This window comes from Saccharothrix sp. 6-C (assembly GCF_016695385.1).
Lineage (GTDB): Bacteria > Actinomycetota > Actinomycetes > Mycobacteriales > Pseudonocardiaceae > Actinosynnema > Actinosynnema texasense.
In genome coordinates this window covers 3,827,728-3,841,884 of sequence record NZ_CP064192.1, presented here as the reverse complement: position 1 = coordinate 3,841,884, position 14,157 = coordinate 3,827,728, and the positions used below count along the sequence as shown (strand labels likewise).

At 72.9% G+C, this 14,157-nt stretch carries 14 protein-coding genes and 1 pseudogene; 5 read left to right on the top strand and 10 right to left on the bottom strand.

The features are described from left to right. Window positions 1-49: 49 nt before the first annotated feature. Together IOD16_RS16500 and IOD16_RS16495 are read right to left on the bottom strand one after the other, a co-directional pair. Window positions 50-250, bottom strand: a complete 201-nt coding sequence (locus IOD16_RS16500; RefSeq protein WP_201440760.1) for a DUF5703 family protein — start codon at window positions 248-250, stop codon at window positions 50-52. A 4-nt stretch (window positions 251-254) separates the two neighbouring features. Continuing rightward, a complete protein-coding gene (locus tag IOD16_RS16495) occupies window positions 255-1,217 on the bottom strand; it encodes a YncE family protein (RefSeq protein WP_201440759.1) in 963 nt (320 codons plus the stop codon). Window positions 1,218-1,387: 170 nt separating this feature from the next. Between IOD16_RS16495 and IOD16_RS16490 the strand changes: the two genes are divergently transcribed. Next, window positions 1,388-2,476 carry a M48 family metalloprotease gene (locus IOD16_RS16490; protein WP_201440758.1) on the top strand — a complete coding sequence of 363 codons (1,089 nt, stop codon included), beginning with the start codon at window positions 1,388-1,390 and terminating at the stop codon, window positions 2,474-2,476. A gap of 87 nt (window positions 2,477-2,563) precedes the next feature. On the opposite strand, the gene IOD16_RS16485 is transcribed toward IOD16_RS16490, so the two are convergent. Continuing rightward, window positions 2,564-3,529 (bottom strand): aldo/keto reductase, encoded by a 966-nt coding sequence (locus IOD16_RS16485; protein ID WP_123741561.1) that lies wholly within the window; start codon window positions 3,527-3,529, stop codon window positions 2,564-2,566. A gap of 141 nt (window positions 3,530-3,670) precedes the next feature. Between IOD16_RS16485 and IOD16_RS16480 the strand changes: the two genes are divergently transcribed. The 3 genes from IOD16_RS16480 to IOD16_RS16470 are packed head-to-tail and all read left to right on the top strand — an operon-like array spanning window position 3,671 to window position 6,247. Continuing rightward, on the top strand, window positions 3,671-4,720 hold the full coding sequence (locus IOD16_RS16480) for an LLM class F420-dependent oxidoreductase (RefSeq protein WP_201440757.1): 1,050 nt from the start codon (window positions 3,671-3,673) through the stop codon (window positions 4,718-4,720). Further along, window positions 4,717-5,541, top strand: coding sequence for an undecaprenyl-diphosphate phosphatase (locus tag IOD16_RS16475; protein ID WP_201440756.1), 825 nt, complete (start codon window positions 4,717-4,719; stop codon window positions 5,539-5,541). Before IOD16_RS16480 ends, IOD16_RS16475 begins: the two co-directional genes overlap by 4 nt. Window positions 5,542-5,551: 10 nt before the next feature. Beyond that, window positions 5,552-6,247 (top strand): histidine phosphatase family protein, encoded by a 696-nt coding sequence (locus tag IOD16_RS16470; protein WP_123741558.1) that lies wholly within the window; start codon window positions 5,552-5,554, stop codon window positions 6,245-6,247. Window positions 6,248-6,591: 344 nt separating this feature from the next. Here the strand turns inward: IOD16_RS16470 and IOD16_RS16465 are convergent, their stop codons facing one another. Beyond that, window positions 6,592-7,746, bottom strand: coding sequence for a site-specific integrase (locus IOD16_RS16465; protein ID WP_123741557.1), 1,155 nt, complete (start codon window positions 7,744-7,746; stop codon window positions 6,592-6,594). A gap of 86 nt (window positions 7,747-7,832) precedes the next feature. Between IOD16_RS16465 and IOD16_RS16460 the strand changes: the two genes are divergently transcribed. Continuing rightward, window positions 7,833-8,141, top strand: a complete 309-nt coding sequence (locus tag IOD16_RS16460) for an ArsR/SmtB family transcription factor (RefSeq protein WP_201440755.1) — start codon at window positions 7,833-7,835, stop codon at window positions 8,139-8,141. Window positions 8,142-8,151: 10 nt separating this feature from the next. Here IOD16_RS16460 and IOD16_RS16455 read toward each other — a convergent pair whose 3' ends face one another. The 6 genes and pseudogenes from IOD16_RS16455 to IOD16_RS40330 form a co-directional block, all read right to left on the bottom strand. After that, on the bottom strand, window positions 8,152-8,517 hold the full coding sequence (locus IOD16_RS16455) for a VOC family protein (RefSeq protein WP_123747710.1): 366 nt from the start codon (window positions 8,515-8,517) through the stop codon (window positions 8,152-8,154). Window positions 8,518-8,628: 111 nt separating this feature from the next. Continuing rightward, a complete protein-coding gene (locus IOD16_RS16450) occupies window positions 8,629-10,188 on the bottom strand; it encodes a hypothetical protein (RefSeq protein ID WP_201440754.1) in 1,560 nt (519 codons plus the stop codon). A 123-nt stretch (window positions 10,189-10,311) separates the two neighbouring features. Next, window positions 10,312-11,220: a glycosyltransferase family 2 protein gene (locus tag IOD16_RS16445; RefSeq protein ID WP_123741554.1), complete on the bottom strand. Its 909-nt coding sequence runs from the start codon at window positions 11,218-11,220 to the stop codon at window positions 10,312-10,314. A 563-nt stretch (window positions 11,221-11,783) separates the two neighbouring features. Then, the gene (locus IOD16_RS16440; protein ID WP_123741553.1) at window positions 11,784-12,500 is read right to left on the bottom strand and encodes an MBL fold metallo-hydrolase; all 717 of its coding nucleotides are present in this window, start codon (window positions 12,498-12,500) and stop codon (window positions 11,784-11,786) included. Window positions 12,501-12,531: 31 nt separating this feature from the next. After that, complete coding sequence (locus IOD16_RS16435) at window positions 12,532-13,611, bottom strand: hypothetical protein (RefSeq protein WP_201440753.1); 1,080 nt, start codon at window positions 13,609-13,611, stop codon at window positions 12,532-12,534. A gap of 75 nt (window positions 13,612-13,686) precedes the next feature. Continuing rightward, window positions 13,687-14,150, bottom strand: a pseudogene (locus IOD16_RS40330) (DUF6596 domain-containing protein); the annotation flags it as partial. Window positions 14,151-14,157: the final 7 nt, after the last annotated feature.

Genomic DNA, 14,157 nt, shown 5'->3' with positions numbered 1-14,157 from the left:
GCCGTCACCGCCGCGACGGTGACGCGCGAAGGACCGCGCCGGACCGGTCCTAGGTGATCACACCCGGCATCACGGCGGCCGTCCGCTTGCGGCGCAGCCACACCTTGCGCGAACCGTCGCCGAACAACAACGTCCGCGACAGCTCCCACCCGGCGAACTCCGCGTGGATCGTCAGCTGCGTCGTCGCCGTGCGGCGGGAGACACCGGCCGGCAGCCGCAGCGGCCGGTACTCCCAGTCCCCGTCGACCACCCCGTCATCCGATCACCTGCATCCCTGCGCCGTCCCCGGACGCGACGAACACGCGCCCGCTGCCTGGATCGACCGCCACCGAGTCCGGCTGGCGGACCGTGGCGAACCGGTGCTCCTCCACCGGCTCCGCGCCGGCCACGTCGAACGCCACGACCTCGTTGCGCTCCGTGAGCGTGATCCACACCAGGTCGCGCGTCTCGTCGTAGGCCATCCCGTACGGGCCACCCGGCACGGGGTAGCGCAACCGCATGATCAGCGGACCGGTGGAGAACGCCATCAGCTCACCGCCGCGCGTGTCGACCACCAGCACCCGGCCGAACCGGTCGGCGACCGCGTTCGTCGCGCCCTCGCCCGCGCGCAGCCCCGCGCCGGGGCCGTCGGCGGTCGGGTCCAGGTCGAACACCGCGCTGCGCGGCCGGTCCAGCACCACCGCCGCGCCGTCCACCGCGACCAGCCGGTCCGGGCTGGAGATGCCGCGCACCACGTGCCCGTCCACCGACACCTGGCGCAGGTCGCGCTGCGCCACCAACGTCCGGTCGCCCACCCGCGCCACGTCCACCGGGGCGCCGTCCACCGCGCGCTGCGTCGTCGTGCCGTCCGGCCGGATCGTCACCACGACACCGGCGGGCACCACCGCCTCCACCGCGTCACCGACGGTCACCAACCGTTCGGCCGGACCGGGCAACGGCACGACCACCGGGTCACCCAGCGTGTCGACGGGGTAGAGGGCCACCGACGGCGGATCGGTCACCGCCACCGCCACCCGACCGCCCGCGACCGCGACCGCCGCGGCCCCTCCGGAGGGCACCACCCGACCGTGCGGGACACCCGCCTGCGCCGGCGACGCGGCGGGCCGCGCGGGCTCCAACGTCGCCGCGAGCTGCAGCGGATCGGCCGGGTTCTCCTCGGTCGCGCAGCCCGAGACCACCACGACCCCGGTGAGCACTACCGCCGCCAGTCGGCGCAACGTCGGACCTCCCAGTCGACCCCGTTCAGCCCTCCCAGCATCCATCACCGAACGGCCATCGTCACGCAGGGGGCGGGTGTTGTCGTTGGTCTGGGCAGGTGATAGTCGCGCTCCACCCGTACCTCCGCGCTTTTCCCGACGACTATCCCAGGTGAACGGGAGGCGTCGCCATGACGGTCGAGGAGCTGCGGAACCGGCACGTGCAACTGCTGCGGGACCGGCGGGTGGCCGACCACCTCGACCCGCCGGCGCACCCGGCCGACACCGGCGAGCGCTACCACACGTGGACGCAGGTGGCCGCCGAGCCGCTGTCGGACCTGCTCACGCGGCTGGTCGACGTGCGGGTCCGGCCGGCCGCCTACCGGCCCGCGCACCTGCGCGACCAGCAGCGCCTGCTCGACGCGCTGCAACCCGAGGTGCTGCGCCTGGCCCGCGCCGCCGGCTGGGAGACCGCCACCCCGCTGCTGGCGGGCGTGTTCCCCACCGGCGTCCTCGACGCGCTGAGCGTCCCCGTGCCCGGCCGCGGCGTGCTCGTGCTGGTCAACACCTCGCTGCTGGACCTGCTCGACACCGTGTTGAAGATCATGACCGGGGCGCTGCCGAACTACGGCACGCCGCCCCTGCTGACCCCCGAGCAGGCGACCTACGCCCTGGCCGAGGCGGTCAACGCCCACCTGTACGGCAACGGGGCGGTCCAGGCCCGGCGGCTGCCCGAGCTGTCCGGGCAGCGCGCCGCGCTGGTCTCGCTGATGGCCCGGCGCGGCGCCCAGTTCGTGCTGGCGCACGAGGTCGGGCACGTGGTGTCCGGGCACCTGGTGCACGCCCGCCGCCGCACCGACCCCCACACCCCGGTCGGCCCGCTCGACGCCCAGTCGGTCGGCTGGCCGCGGGAGCACGAGGCCGACCGCGTCGCCGCCACGATCATGCTGCGCACCCTGGACGACCTCGGGCACCGCGAGCTGGAGGCGCACGAGCCGTGCCTGGTCGGGGCGGTGCTGCTGGTGCTGTTCCTGCACGAGGTCACCGACCGGCTCGCCGACGAGCTGGGCCTCGCCGTCCCGTTCACGGGCAACCACCCGCCGCCCGTGCGGCGCATCCAGACCCTCGTCGAGCACCTCGCCGGCCACGTCCGCACGCCCCGCGCCCTCGACCTCGCCGCGGACGTCGCCACCTGGCTCGAAGGCCAGCTCGGCGGGGTGCGCGAGTGGTTCCGGCTGGTGGACGACACCCTGCTCGGCAACCCTCCGCCGGACCGGTGACCCGGAACCCCGCCGATCCCCATCGGCACGACGGTCGAGTGGCACGACTTGTTCCCCTGCGGCTCGGGGCGGGGGAGGGGGCGCGGGTCAGACCAGCGGCCGTTCCGGGTAGCCGAACTCCACCGCGCTCACGTCGTCCAGCGCGGCCCGGATCGCCGGCGGCAACGTCAGCTCCTCCGCCGCCAACGACCCCAGCAACTGGCCCGTGTCCCGCGCGCCCACCACCGGCGCCACCACGCCCGGTCGGTCGCGCACCCAGGCCAGCGCCACGCACAACGCGCTCGTGCCCAACCCGTCCGCCGCCGTCGCCACCGCCTGCACGATCCGCGCCGCCCGCTCGGTGCGGTGCTGCTCCACGTACCCGGCGAAGTGCGCCGACGCGCCCCGCGAGTCCGACGGCGTGCCGTTGCGGTACTTGCCGGTCAGCACACCGCGCCCCAACGGCGCCCACGGCAGCAGCCCGACGCCGTGGTGCTGCGCCGCCGGCGCCACCTCGCGCTCCACGCCCCGCTCCAGCAGCGAGTACTCCACCTGCGTCGACACCAGCGGCGTGTGCCCCGGCAGCGCCGCGGCCGTGCCCAGCTGCCAGCCCGAGTAGTTCGACACCCCCGCGTAGCGCACCCGGCCCGACGCCACCGCCGCGTCCAACGCCGACAACGTCTCCTCCAGCGGCACGTTCGCGTCCCACGCGTGCAGCTGCCACAGGTCGATGTGCTCCACGCCCAGCCGGCGCAGCGACCCGTCCAGCGCGTGCAGCAGGGCGCCGCGCGACGCCCCGCCGCCGAACGGGCCGTCGTTGCGCCGCGCCACGGCCTTCGTCGCGATCACCAGCTCGTCCCGCGGCACGACCTCGCCCAGCAGGCCGCCCAGGATCCGCTCGCTCTCGCCCTCCACGTACACGTCGGCGGTGTCCACCAGGGTGCCGCCCGCCTCGGTGAAGGCGAGCAGCTGGGTGGCCGCCTCGTCCGCGTCGGTGTCCCGGCCCCAGGTCATCGTGCCCAGGGCGATCCGGGAGACCCGCAGTCCGCTGCGCCCGAGGTATCGCTGTTCCACGCGGGGGAGCCTAAGGGGTGATCGACATTCCGGCGGCCCGTGGCACGCGCTTGTCAAGGGCGGATCCCGTCACGATCGGGGACACGCCGTCGGGGGTGTCGCCCTGGCCAACCAGGTTACCGACCGGTAGGGTCCCGGTTCGTGCGACTGGGACTGAACCTCGGGTACTGGGGCGCGGGCAACGACGCCGCGAACCTCGAACTGGCCAGGGAAGCCGACCGACTGGGCTACTCGGTGGTGTGGGCCGCCGAGGCCTACGGCTCCGACGCGCCCACGGTCCTGGCGTGGGTGGCCGCGCAGACCACGCGCGTCGACGTGGGCAGCGCGATCCTCCAGATCCCCGCGCGGACGCCGGCGATGACCGCGATGACCGCCGCCACCCTGGACTCCCTGTCCGGCGGCCGGTTCCGCCTCGGCCTCGGCGTGTCCGGCCCGCAGGTGTCGGAGGGCTGGCACGGCGTGCGGTTCGACAAGCCCCTGGGCCGCACCCGCGAGTACGTCGACATCGTCAACGCCGCGCTGCGCCGCGAGCGGCTGTCCTACGCCGGCGAGCACTACACCCTGCCGCTGCCCGACGGCCCCGGCAAGGCCATCAAGCTGACCGTGCACCCGGTGCGCGAGCACATCCCGGTCTACCTGGCCGCCGTGGGCCCGAAGAACGTCGAGCTGGCCGGCGAGATCGCCGACGGCTGGCTCGCGCTGTTCTTCTCGCCCGAGCACTCCGGTGACGCGCTCGCCTCCCTCAAGGCCGGTCGCGACAAGGCGGGCAAGACCTTCGACGGGTACGACATCGCCGCCACCGTGCCGATGGTCGTCGGCGAGGACTGGCGCGCCTGCGCCGACCAGATCCGGCCCTACGCGGCGCTCTACGTCGGCGGCATGGGCAGCCGGAAGAAGAACTTCTACAACGACAACGCCGTGCGCATGGGCTTCGCCGCCGAGGCCGCCGAGGTCCAGGACCGCTACCTCGCCCGCGACTACGACGGCGCCATGGCCGCGCTCCCGCTCGGCTTCCTCGACGGCACGTCCCTGCTCGGGACCAAGGAGCGCATCGCCGAGAGGATGCGCGCCTACGCCGAAGCGGGGGTCACCACGCTCACCCTTTCGCCCATGCTGCAAGATCTCGAGCAGGGGATCGCCGCGCTCCGCACGGCGACCGAAGCTCTGGATCTGGCAGGAGTGGGTAGTTGAGCTGGTTGCAGGCCATTGTCCTCGGACTCGTCCAAGGACTCACGGAATTCCTGCCCATTTCCTCGTCGGGTCACATCAGGATCGTCTCGACACTCTTCTTCGGCAACGACGCGGGCGCGTCGTTCACGGCGGTCATCCAGCTGGGCACCGAGGTGGCCGTGCTGATCTACTTCGCCAAGGACATCGGCAACTTCATCGGCGCCTGGTTCAAGGGCCTGTTCAGCAAGGCCGCCCGCGCGAGCGAGAACTACCGGATGGCCTGGTACGTGATCATCGGCTCGATCCCGATCAGCGTGCTGGGCTACCTGTTCAAGGACGAGATCCGGTCGTCGCTGCGCAACCTGTGGATCACCGCGACGGTGCTGATCGTGTTCGGCCTGCTGCTCGGGCTGGCCGACCAGTTCGCCTCGCACGTGCGCGACAAGCTGCAGCTCAAGGACGCCGTGGGCATGGGCCTGGCGCAGGCAATGGCGCTGATCCCCGGTGTGTCCCGCTCCGGCGGCACCCTCACCGCGGGCCTGTTCCTGGGCCTGAACCGCCCCGCGGCGGCCCGCTACTCGTTCCTGCTGGCCCTGCCGGCGGTGTTCGGCGCCGGTCTCTTCAGCATCCCGGACGTGCTCGAACGCGCCGAACCCAATGCCGCCTCGGTCCCGCAGATGATCGTCGCCACGGTCATCTCGTTCGTCGTCGGCTACGCCACCATCGCCTGGCTGCTGCGCTACGTCTCCAAGCACAGCTACTCGGCGTTCGTGTGGTACCGGCTGCTGCTCGGCATCGTCCTGATGGGGCTGCTGTCGATGGGGCTCATCAACCCGACATAGGGTTGGCCCCGTGGCTACCGTGATCCTGCTGCGACACGCCCGCTCCACCGCCAACGGAGCGGGCGTCCTCGCGGGCCGCCAACCCGGCGTGGCGCTGTCGGACCGGGGCGTGGCGCAGGCCTCCGAGCTGGTCGACCGGCTCGCGGGCGTGCCCGTCGCCGCCGTGGTGACCTCCCCGCTGGACCGCTGCCGGCAGACCCTCGCGCCGCTGCTCGACCGGCTCGGCCTCGACGCCGCCGTCGAGCCCGACCTCGCCGAGGTCGACTACGGCCAGTGGACCGGGCGCGCGATCAGGGACCTGCTCTCCGAGCCCCTGTGGTCGGTCGTGCAGCAGCACCCGTCCGCCGCGGTGTTCCCGGAGGGGGAGGGCCTCGCGACCGTGCAGGCGCGCGCCGTGGCCGCGATCAGGGCGCACGACGCCCGGGTGACCGCCGAGCACGGGCCCCGCGCCGTGTGGGTCGCGTGCAGCCACGGCGACGTGATCAAGGCCGTCCTGGCCGACGCGCTCGGCGTCCACCTCGACGGCTTCCAGCGCATCGTCGTCGACCCCGCGTCGGTGTCCGTGGTCCAGTACACCGAGACGCGGCCGTTCGTGCTGCGCGTGAACGACAACGGCGGCGACCTGTCCGTGCTGGCGCCGCCGCCGGAGAAGGTCGAGGAGCCGCCGTCCTCCGACGCCGTCGTGGGCGGCACGACCGGCGCCTGACGCGGGCGGTGCGAGCAGCGCGTGGCCCCCGGACAGTGCAGGGTAGTCCGGGGGCCACGGTGCGCTTGGCCGGGGCGGGCGGCCTCGTGGGGACGATCGTATTGGCGTCAAAGCGCCGGTAAACGCCCTCTTACGGGCTGGACGCCCGGCGGCGTCGGGCCGCTTGCGCAGGTCAGCCTGCCCACCCACTGTCACCAAGCGACCAAAACCGCAGCTCAACGCACCTGGAAACGCCGTGGAAACAAACCGGGCAAGCGGGCCGACGCCCTAACCGGCTAGCCCGTTCGGTCCCGCCCGGACGGACGGGAGGTGTTAGAAGTTAACAACCGACCGTGCGCCCTTGATCACAGTCCGAGGCGGGTGACCGCGTTGTCCTCCAACGGGTTCGCGGTGCGGATGTAGCGGTGCACGGTGCGCGGGTTCGTCCAGCGGCCCTGCCGCATGATCTCCCGGTCGCTCGCGCCGCCCAGCGCCGCCTGCGTGGCGAACCCCGCACGCAACGAGTGCCCGCCGAACAGCGCCGGGTCCAGCCCGGCCCGCGCCGCGTACCGCTTCACCACGTCCGACACCGCCCGGTCCGACATGGACCGGGCGCCCACCTTCCCGTGCCGGCTCACCGACGGGAACAACGGGCCGCGCGCCGGAGCGGGTTGGTAGGAGTGGCAGCGGTGGGTCGTCGACGGGGCGCCCTCGTCCTCCAGCAACGCCCGCGGCTGCGGCGCGGTCAGCACGTCGACCCAGTCCGCGTACGCGCACACCGGGCACGTCGGCCGCCGCGCGCCGCGGGGGAGCACCACGCGCTGCCGGTGCGCGCCGGTCTGGTCGGTCTTCGTCACGCCCAGCTCGACCAGGAGCAGCGGCTCGTGCGTGCGCGGGTCCACGTCGACCGTGACGTCCTGCAACGCCACCGCCGCCAGCTCGCTGCGCCGCAACGCGCCCGCGAACCCCACCAGCAGCAGCAGCGCGTCACGCCGCCGTGCCGGCCCCGTGGGCCAGCCCGGGGGTGGCAGCTCCGCCAGCAGCGCCTCCAACGTGCCCAGCAGCACCGGCCGCTTGCGCTTGGGCTGCGCCTGCCGGGTGCGGCGGATGCCGCGCAGCGTCAACCGCACCACGTCCGACCGGGTGGGGGAGGGCAGGCCGCCGGCGGCGTGCACGGCGGCGATCGCCGCCGCCTTGCGTTCCAGGGTGGACGGGCTGAACGCGGGGGAGCCGTCGGGCTTCGCCGCGTCCGCCGCGACCGCGAGGTACACCGCCACGTCGACCGGGTCGGCGGGCAACGCCACCCGCCCCTCGGCCTCGCACCACGCCGCCCAGCCCACCCAGTCCGAGCGGTAGGCGCGCAGCGTGTTGGCGGACTGGGCGGCTCGCAGGTAGCCCGACAGCGCGTCGGCCTGCTCGGCGTCGAACCGGCGGCGCACCTGCTCCAACGCGGCGAAGTCCACCAGCGCCGCGTGCCGCACCCGGTCGAGTTCCGCGCGCACCGGCTCCGGCAAGGTCACGCGCTCATCCTAACATCGTTGATAACTTTAATACCTTCAGTGTGGACTAATGGACCACTGGTCCCGAGGCGCTACTATGCGAGACCGTGCGCGCTCTACAACACCCGGACGTGGAGGACATGCGTCTCGCGACCGTGCTCAACGCGCTCGCGGACCCGGTCCGGCTGCGGATCGTGGCCGAGCTGGCCCGATCGGGCGGGATCGTGTGCGGGCAGTTCGACGTGCCGGTCAGCATGTCGACGCTGTCGCACCACCTGAAGGTGCTCCGCGAGGCCGGGGTGCTGCGCGTGACGCCGCAGGGCAGCTACCGCACCCACGAGCTGCGGCGCGCGGAGATGGAGCACCGGTTCCCCGGTGTCCTGGACTCGATCACCCGGGCCATCGGACCGCTCTGACGGCGGGCGGTCACCAGCCCTCGAGGAACAGGCAGAACGGGTGGCCTGCCGGGTCGAGGTAGACGCGCACGCCGTCCTGCGGCTGGAAGTCGGCGAGCGTGGCGCCCGCCGCCACCGCCCGGGCCCCGGCCGCTTCCAGGTCGTCGACCTTGATGTCCAGGTGGGCCATCATCCGCTGGTCGTCGCCGGAGGCGGGCCACGTGGGGCGGCGGTAGTCGGGCTCGGTCTGGAACGACAGCCCGGCGCCGCCGTCGGTCGGGCGCAGCGTGGCCCAGCCCGGCTCGTCGTCCCGCAGGGGCCAGCCGAGCAGGTCGCGGTAGAAGCGGGCGAGGGACTGGGCGTCGGGTGCGTCGAGCACGGTCGCGGTCAGCGTCATCACGGTCTCGATCTTCCCCCGGTCGGGTGGCGGCCGCACGTCCGGGCGGGATGGCGGCGGGGCGGCCGGATGTCTCCGACCGCCCCGCCGCCATCCCGGTGTGCTGTCCGGTCAGCCGTTGCCCGAGCTGGGGTGCCGCAGCTCGCCGGGCTTGAGGCTCAGCTCGGCCAGTTCCTCCAGCGCCAGGTGGTAGCGCGGGTCGTTCTTCCCGTAGCAGCCCTTGCCCAGGGTGTGGTTGTAGGCCGGGCAGTTGCCGTCGGTCTGCCTGGTCAGGTGCGAGGCGGTGGCCAGGACGCCGAGCGAGTTGTCGACGCGCGGCATGTAGCGGTCGCCGATCGAGGAGCCGGCGGAGGCCAGGAGCAGGAACACCGCCACGAGCGCGCCGAGGCCGAGTGACGGGGAGGAGAGGGCGGCGCGGACGCGGGTGACGGCGTCGAAGCGCCGCACGCCGTAGTAGGCGGCGAAGCCGGTGAGCAGGAGCAGGCAGTAGAGGAGTTCGGCGGTGCTGCGGGGGTAGAGCTGCACGGCGTCGGCGGCGTACATCTGGGAGCCGAAGTGGAAGCGCAGCAGCCAGGCGCCGGCGAAGACGCAGGTGAGAGTGATGACGATGGTGCGGCTGCGGGCGACGGCGATGGCGGTGGCCAGGCCGACGAGGGCGAGGATGGTGAACAGGCCGACGCCGCCGATCTCGCCGGGCGGCGGCCAGGGGCCGGTGGTGCCGGGGAGGTCGGTGCGCCACATGGCGATGTAGGTGGGTTCGGTCCAGGTGTCCCAGTAGAAGTAGCGGTCCTTGACCGAGCCGGAGGCGTCCAGCAGGCCGAAGAGGTGGCGGGAGGACACGGCGACGAAGACGCCGGCGGTGACGAGGAGGAGGGTGAGGCCCTTGGCCCAGCCGGTGCGCCAGGGGAACAGCACGAGGGCGGCGACCACGATGCCGGGTGCGGACCAGACGAACCAGCCGGAGTAGATGAGGAAGATGAGGCCGAGGGCGAGGCCGAAGCCGATGGCGGGCAGGACGATGCCGCGCCAGGTGGTGTCGCCGGCGCGCCGGAGTCGGCGGAGCAGGGCGAGCAGCACGGGGACCATCACGACGAGCATGATCGTGGTGTAGGGCTTGTACGGCTCGATCAGCACGATGGCGGGGAGCACGCCGAGGGCGAGTGCCCACATGGGACTCAGCAGGAGTCGCCAGGCGAGGTAGGCGACGGGGCCGAACAGGGCGGTGCCGGCGATCTGCAGGGGCTTGAGGGCGTTCTCGGGGGCGGTGTCGGTGAGCTGGGAGTACCAGGCGATCACGTGGATCCAGCCCGGTGGGTAGTCGGGTTTCATGGTGCCGGTGTCCATGAGGACGTGGGCCCAGTCGCTGAGGGTGCCGGCGTCGCCGTAGAGGGCGAACAGGCCCCAGGAGGTGCCGCGCAGGGCGATCAGGATCGCGCCGGCGACGAGTCCGCTGAACAGGCCGGAGGCCGCGGCGGCGGCGAGTCGGCGGGCGGTGGGCGCGTGGGCGGCCCAGCGGACGCGGGCGGTGACGACCAGGAGGATCAGCAGCACGAGGGCGATGAGGGCGTACCGGAGTTGGAGTCCGGCGAGGCCGCTGATCTGGCCGATCCGGTCGAGGGGGTTGACCTCGATGCCGCGGGCGAGGAACACCATCAGCGCAGCGGCGGCCACGGACACGACGGCTTCGGCGGCGAAGAGGCGGCCTCGGCGGGGTTGTGCGGTGGGTGGCGGCGGCGGGGTGTGCTCGGGGCTGGTCCGCGGCGGTTGTTCTGGCGCGGTAGACAGCACCGTCGATCACTTCCTCACGGGTTTGGTGGTTCCGAATGCGTGGCGGACGAGGAGTTTCGCGCTGGCGGTCTGCCTGGAGGTGACGGCGCCGGGCAGCATGAGCAGGGCGTGGAGGCGGGAGGAGAGGTGCAGGCGGGCGGCTTTGGCGGCGCGGTGCCAGCCGATGTGCTGCATGTGGTCGGCGACGTCGAGGAAGAAGTCGTGTTCTTCGGTGAAGCGCCCGCCGAGGGAGGCCAGGGAGGAGGACACGCTGGCGTCGTGGCGGCGGTACTGGAAGCAGAGGTCGGGCACGACGACGAGTCGGCCGCCGCGTTCGAGGAGGTCGAGCATGAGGGCGAGGTCGAGCACGACGCTGAGGCCGGGGCGGAAGCCGAGGTCTTTGAGGGCTTCGCGGCGCCAGCACAGGGAGGGGAAGTAGGTCCAGTTGCCGCGCAGGAGGCTGACCACGAGGTCTTCGCCGGCCATCACCTTGGGGGTGGAGGTGTCGGGGGCGTAGAGGTTGCGCTTGACGCGGTCGGTGAGGGGTTTGACGACGTTGCCGTCGCGGTCGATGACTTCGACGCCGGCTTGGACGACGTCGGCGTCGGGGTAGCGCTGGGCGGTGCGGCGGATGGTGCCGACGTAGTTGGGCAGCAGGGCGTCGTCAGAGCCCATGACGACGAGGAAGTCGTGTTCGGCGAGGTCGAGGCACTGCTGGAAGTTGGCGTTGATGCCGAGGTTGCGGTGGTTGCGGCGGTAGCGGACGCGGTCGTCGCGCAGTGCGTCGAACCAGGCGGGGAGGTCGTTGTCGGTGACGCTGTCGTCGATGACGGTGAGGCGCCAGTTGTCGTCGTCTTGGGCGATGACGCTGCGCACGGCGGTCTTGAGGTACGAGATGTCCCCGTAGTGGGGGAGCATGATGTCGATGGCGTTCATGGTTGCCTCGTACGACCGGCGGTCAGTTTTCTGCCGTGTGGAACGCCCATCCCCTTGCCACGCCCTTCCCCTTGCGTGTTGGCCCCTCGTGGTTCCACCCGTGCACCGGGGATACCGGCTATCCAGAGGTGGCGACGAGGCAGCCTACTGGGTTGGTCGTGGGGGGTGGGCATGTTCCCCCCAAGTGGGTCGGTCGGGGTGGTCGGTGTGTGTTGGTCCGGGGTGCGTCGGGTTACGTGTTGGTGGCGATCGTGGGTCATTCGTCGGGGTGGCGGGGATGTGGTGAAGGGTCTGGTGGGTGTGGTGCTCGGGGCGGGTCGGTGCTGGTGGCGGGGGTGGTGGGAGTAGGGGTGTGGTGGTGGGACGTTCGTTTGAATGGTGGTGTCGATGTTCGTTGTGGTGGTGGTGTGGTGACTTTCGGCAGTGATTTACCCGGGGTGTGGTGTGTTGCGCGTAATGCAACCTCGGCGGGTTATGGGGCGTCTTAGGTAGTGGGGGGTTTCTGCGTTCTTCGCGGTATCGCGTCGGTGAGCGGGTGGGTGGGGTGGATTCCACGTGCGGGCTCACCTGATCGTGAAGGTCTCACCGGGGCGGGCTACGGCGGCGCGGGCGCGTTCGGCGGCTTCGACGGTGCCGACGGTGTGGCCGACGTGGGTGAGCAGGAGGCGTCGGGCGCGGCGGCCGGCCGCGGCGGCGTCTTCGGGGGAGCAGTGGTGGGGTCCGCTGCCGTCGGCTTCGCAGAGGAAGAGGCCCGCGCCGTCGGCGAGGTCGTCGAGGGCGCGGCAGGGGCCGGTGTCGCCGGAGTAGGCGAACACGGCGTCGTCGTGGGTGGCGCGCAGGCCGAAGGCGGGCAGTCCGTGTTCGACGGCGCGGCTGGTGAGGGTGAGGTCGCCGATCTCGGCGCGGTGGCCGTCGTGCAGTTCGTGGACGTCGAAGGCGGCGGAGGCCGGGTTGGGTGACGCGCCGGCGAGGAAGGTTTCCAGGCGGTCGGCGAGTCCGGGTGGGCCGTAGAGCGGGATGGGCGCGTGGGGTTGTTGGTCGGCGAAGAGCAGTGCGTAGTAGTAGGGCAGGAGGTCGGCGGCGTGGTCGGCGTGGGTGTGGGAGATCCAGACGGCGTCGAGGAGGTCGGGGCGGTGGTGGCGTTGCAGCTCGGCGAGGGTGCCGGGGCCGGCGTCGACCCACACGGCGGTGTGCTCGCTGCGCAGCAGGTAGCCGGAGCAGGGGTTGCCGGGGCGGGGGTAGGGCGTGGCGGTGCCCAGGACGGTGAGGCGGAAGGTCACGCGACAGTGTGACCCAGGGGGTGGCGGTGGGTCACGGGAGCGTGTGGCGCAGCACGTGCACGCCGGCGGCTGTTTTGAGGTAGGCCCAGGTGGTGGCGCCGGTGGTGGCGAGGCCGACGTGGGAGGCGGAGGCGAGGGCGAGGTCGTCGGGCAGGGCCACGGAGGTCCAGCCGGTGTCGGTCCAGCGGTGGTAGGCGGGTCTGGTCTCGAAGGAGCCGCGGGTGGCGCGCACGCCCCAGGTCCAGCCGACGGCGACGCCGTGCAGGCTGAGGCGGTCGGGGTCGTCGGGGGTGGGGACGGTGGTCCACTGGTGGCCGTCCCAGCGGTGCACGCGCAGTCCGTCGGTGTCGCGGGCCTGGCCGAGCCACACGTCGTCGGGGGCGGTGGCGGCGAGGCGGGCGACGTGGCCGCGTTCGGCGCGTGGTCCGGGGATCTCGGTCCAGGTGGCGCCGTCCCAGTGGACGAGCACGGGGTACTCGTAGGTGGCGGGTCCGGCGCCGGCGAGGCCGCCGCCGCCGGCCCACACGTGGTGTCGTCCGGTGGCGGTGATGGTGTGGAGGGTTTCGCGGGCCGAGGACAGGGCGGTGCGCCGTCGCCAGCGGACGCCGTCGTAGTGCAGGGCGTCGCGGCCGGTGCCGACCACGTGCACGTCGTCGCGGGCGACTGCGGTGACGGCTTTGGCCCAGGTGATGGGGGGTGTGGGGACGACGTGCCAGGTCGTGCCGTCGTAGTGCAGCACGAGGGGGCGGCCGGCGCTGTTGCCGACCGCCCAGACGTCGTCGGGCGCGGCGGCCGACACGCCGGACAGGCTCGCCGGGGCGGGCAGGTCGGGCAGTGGCTCTTCGCGCCAGGTCTCGCCGGTCCAGCTGAGCACCAGTGGTGTCGACGGACGGCTGGTGAACACGCCGGTGGTGCCCGCGAGCCAGGCGTGGTGCTCGCCCGCGGTCGCCAGGTCGGCCAGTGCGGTGCTGGGCGGCAGCACGGGCACCGGCACGGGTAGGAACAAGCCGACTCCCCCTCGATGGGCCGTCCCCCGACTCATCGCGTGGTCCAGCTCATCGGCCGGGGTGCCGCCGCGCCAGCCGCCGAACGGCGGGTTGTGGTTGCGCATCGGCGTGTCCTCAGCCGGGGTGGGCGCGTTCTTCGAGGTAGCGGCGTTCGGGGAGGTTCAGCGTGGCGCGGGCGGCGCGGGGTCGGTCGCCGCGGCGTCGAGCCGGTCGAGGCCGGCGGCGGGTCCGTGGACCGTGGCGGCGGCGACGATGCGGTCGAGCGCGACCACCGGGCCGGGGGTGATCGAGTGCAGCAGGTCGTAGAGGCCGAGGATCTGCTTCCAGTCGGTGTCGGCGGCGTCGCGGGCTTCGGCGTGCAGGGCGGCGATGGCGGCTTGCAGCTGGTAGGGGCCGATCGGGGTGGTGTCAGGGCGTGGCGCACCAGTCGGGTGCCTTCGGCGATGAGGTCCGGGTGCCAGCGGGAGCGGTCCTGTTCGGCCAGGGGGACGAGTGAGCCGTCGGGTCGGGTGCGGGCGGGGCGGCGGGCGTCGGTGAGCAGCATCAGCGCCGGCAGTCCGGCTGATTCGCCGTCGTCGGGCAGGCGGGTGGCGAGGTCGGGGGCCAGGCGGATGGCTTCGCCGGACAGGTCGACGCGGTGCAGGAGCTGG

Excerpts from the sequence above, each read along its gene's own strand:
- IOD16_RS16455 (WP_123747710.1), bottom strand. The coding sequence starts at position 8,517 with ATGACGCTGACCGCGACCGTGCTCGACGCACCCGACGCCCAGTCCCTC.
- IOD16_RS16445 (WP_123741554.1), bottom strand. The coding sequence starts at position 11,220 with ATGAACGCCATCGACATCATGCTCCCCCACTACGGGGACATCTCGTAC.
- IOD16_RS16490 (WP_201440758.1), top strand. The coding sequence starts at position 1,388 with ATGACGGTCGAGGAGCTGCGGAACCGGCACGTGCAACTGCTGCGGGAC.
- IOD16_RS16435 (WP_201440753.1), bottom strand. The coding sequence starts at position 13,611 with ATGCGCAACCACAACCCGCCGTTCGGCGGCTGGCGCGGCGGCACCCCG.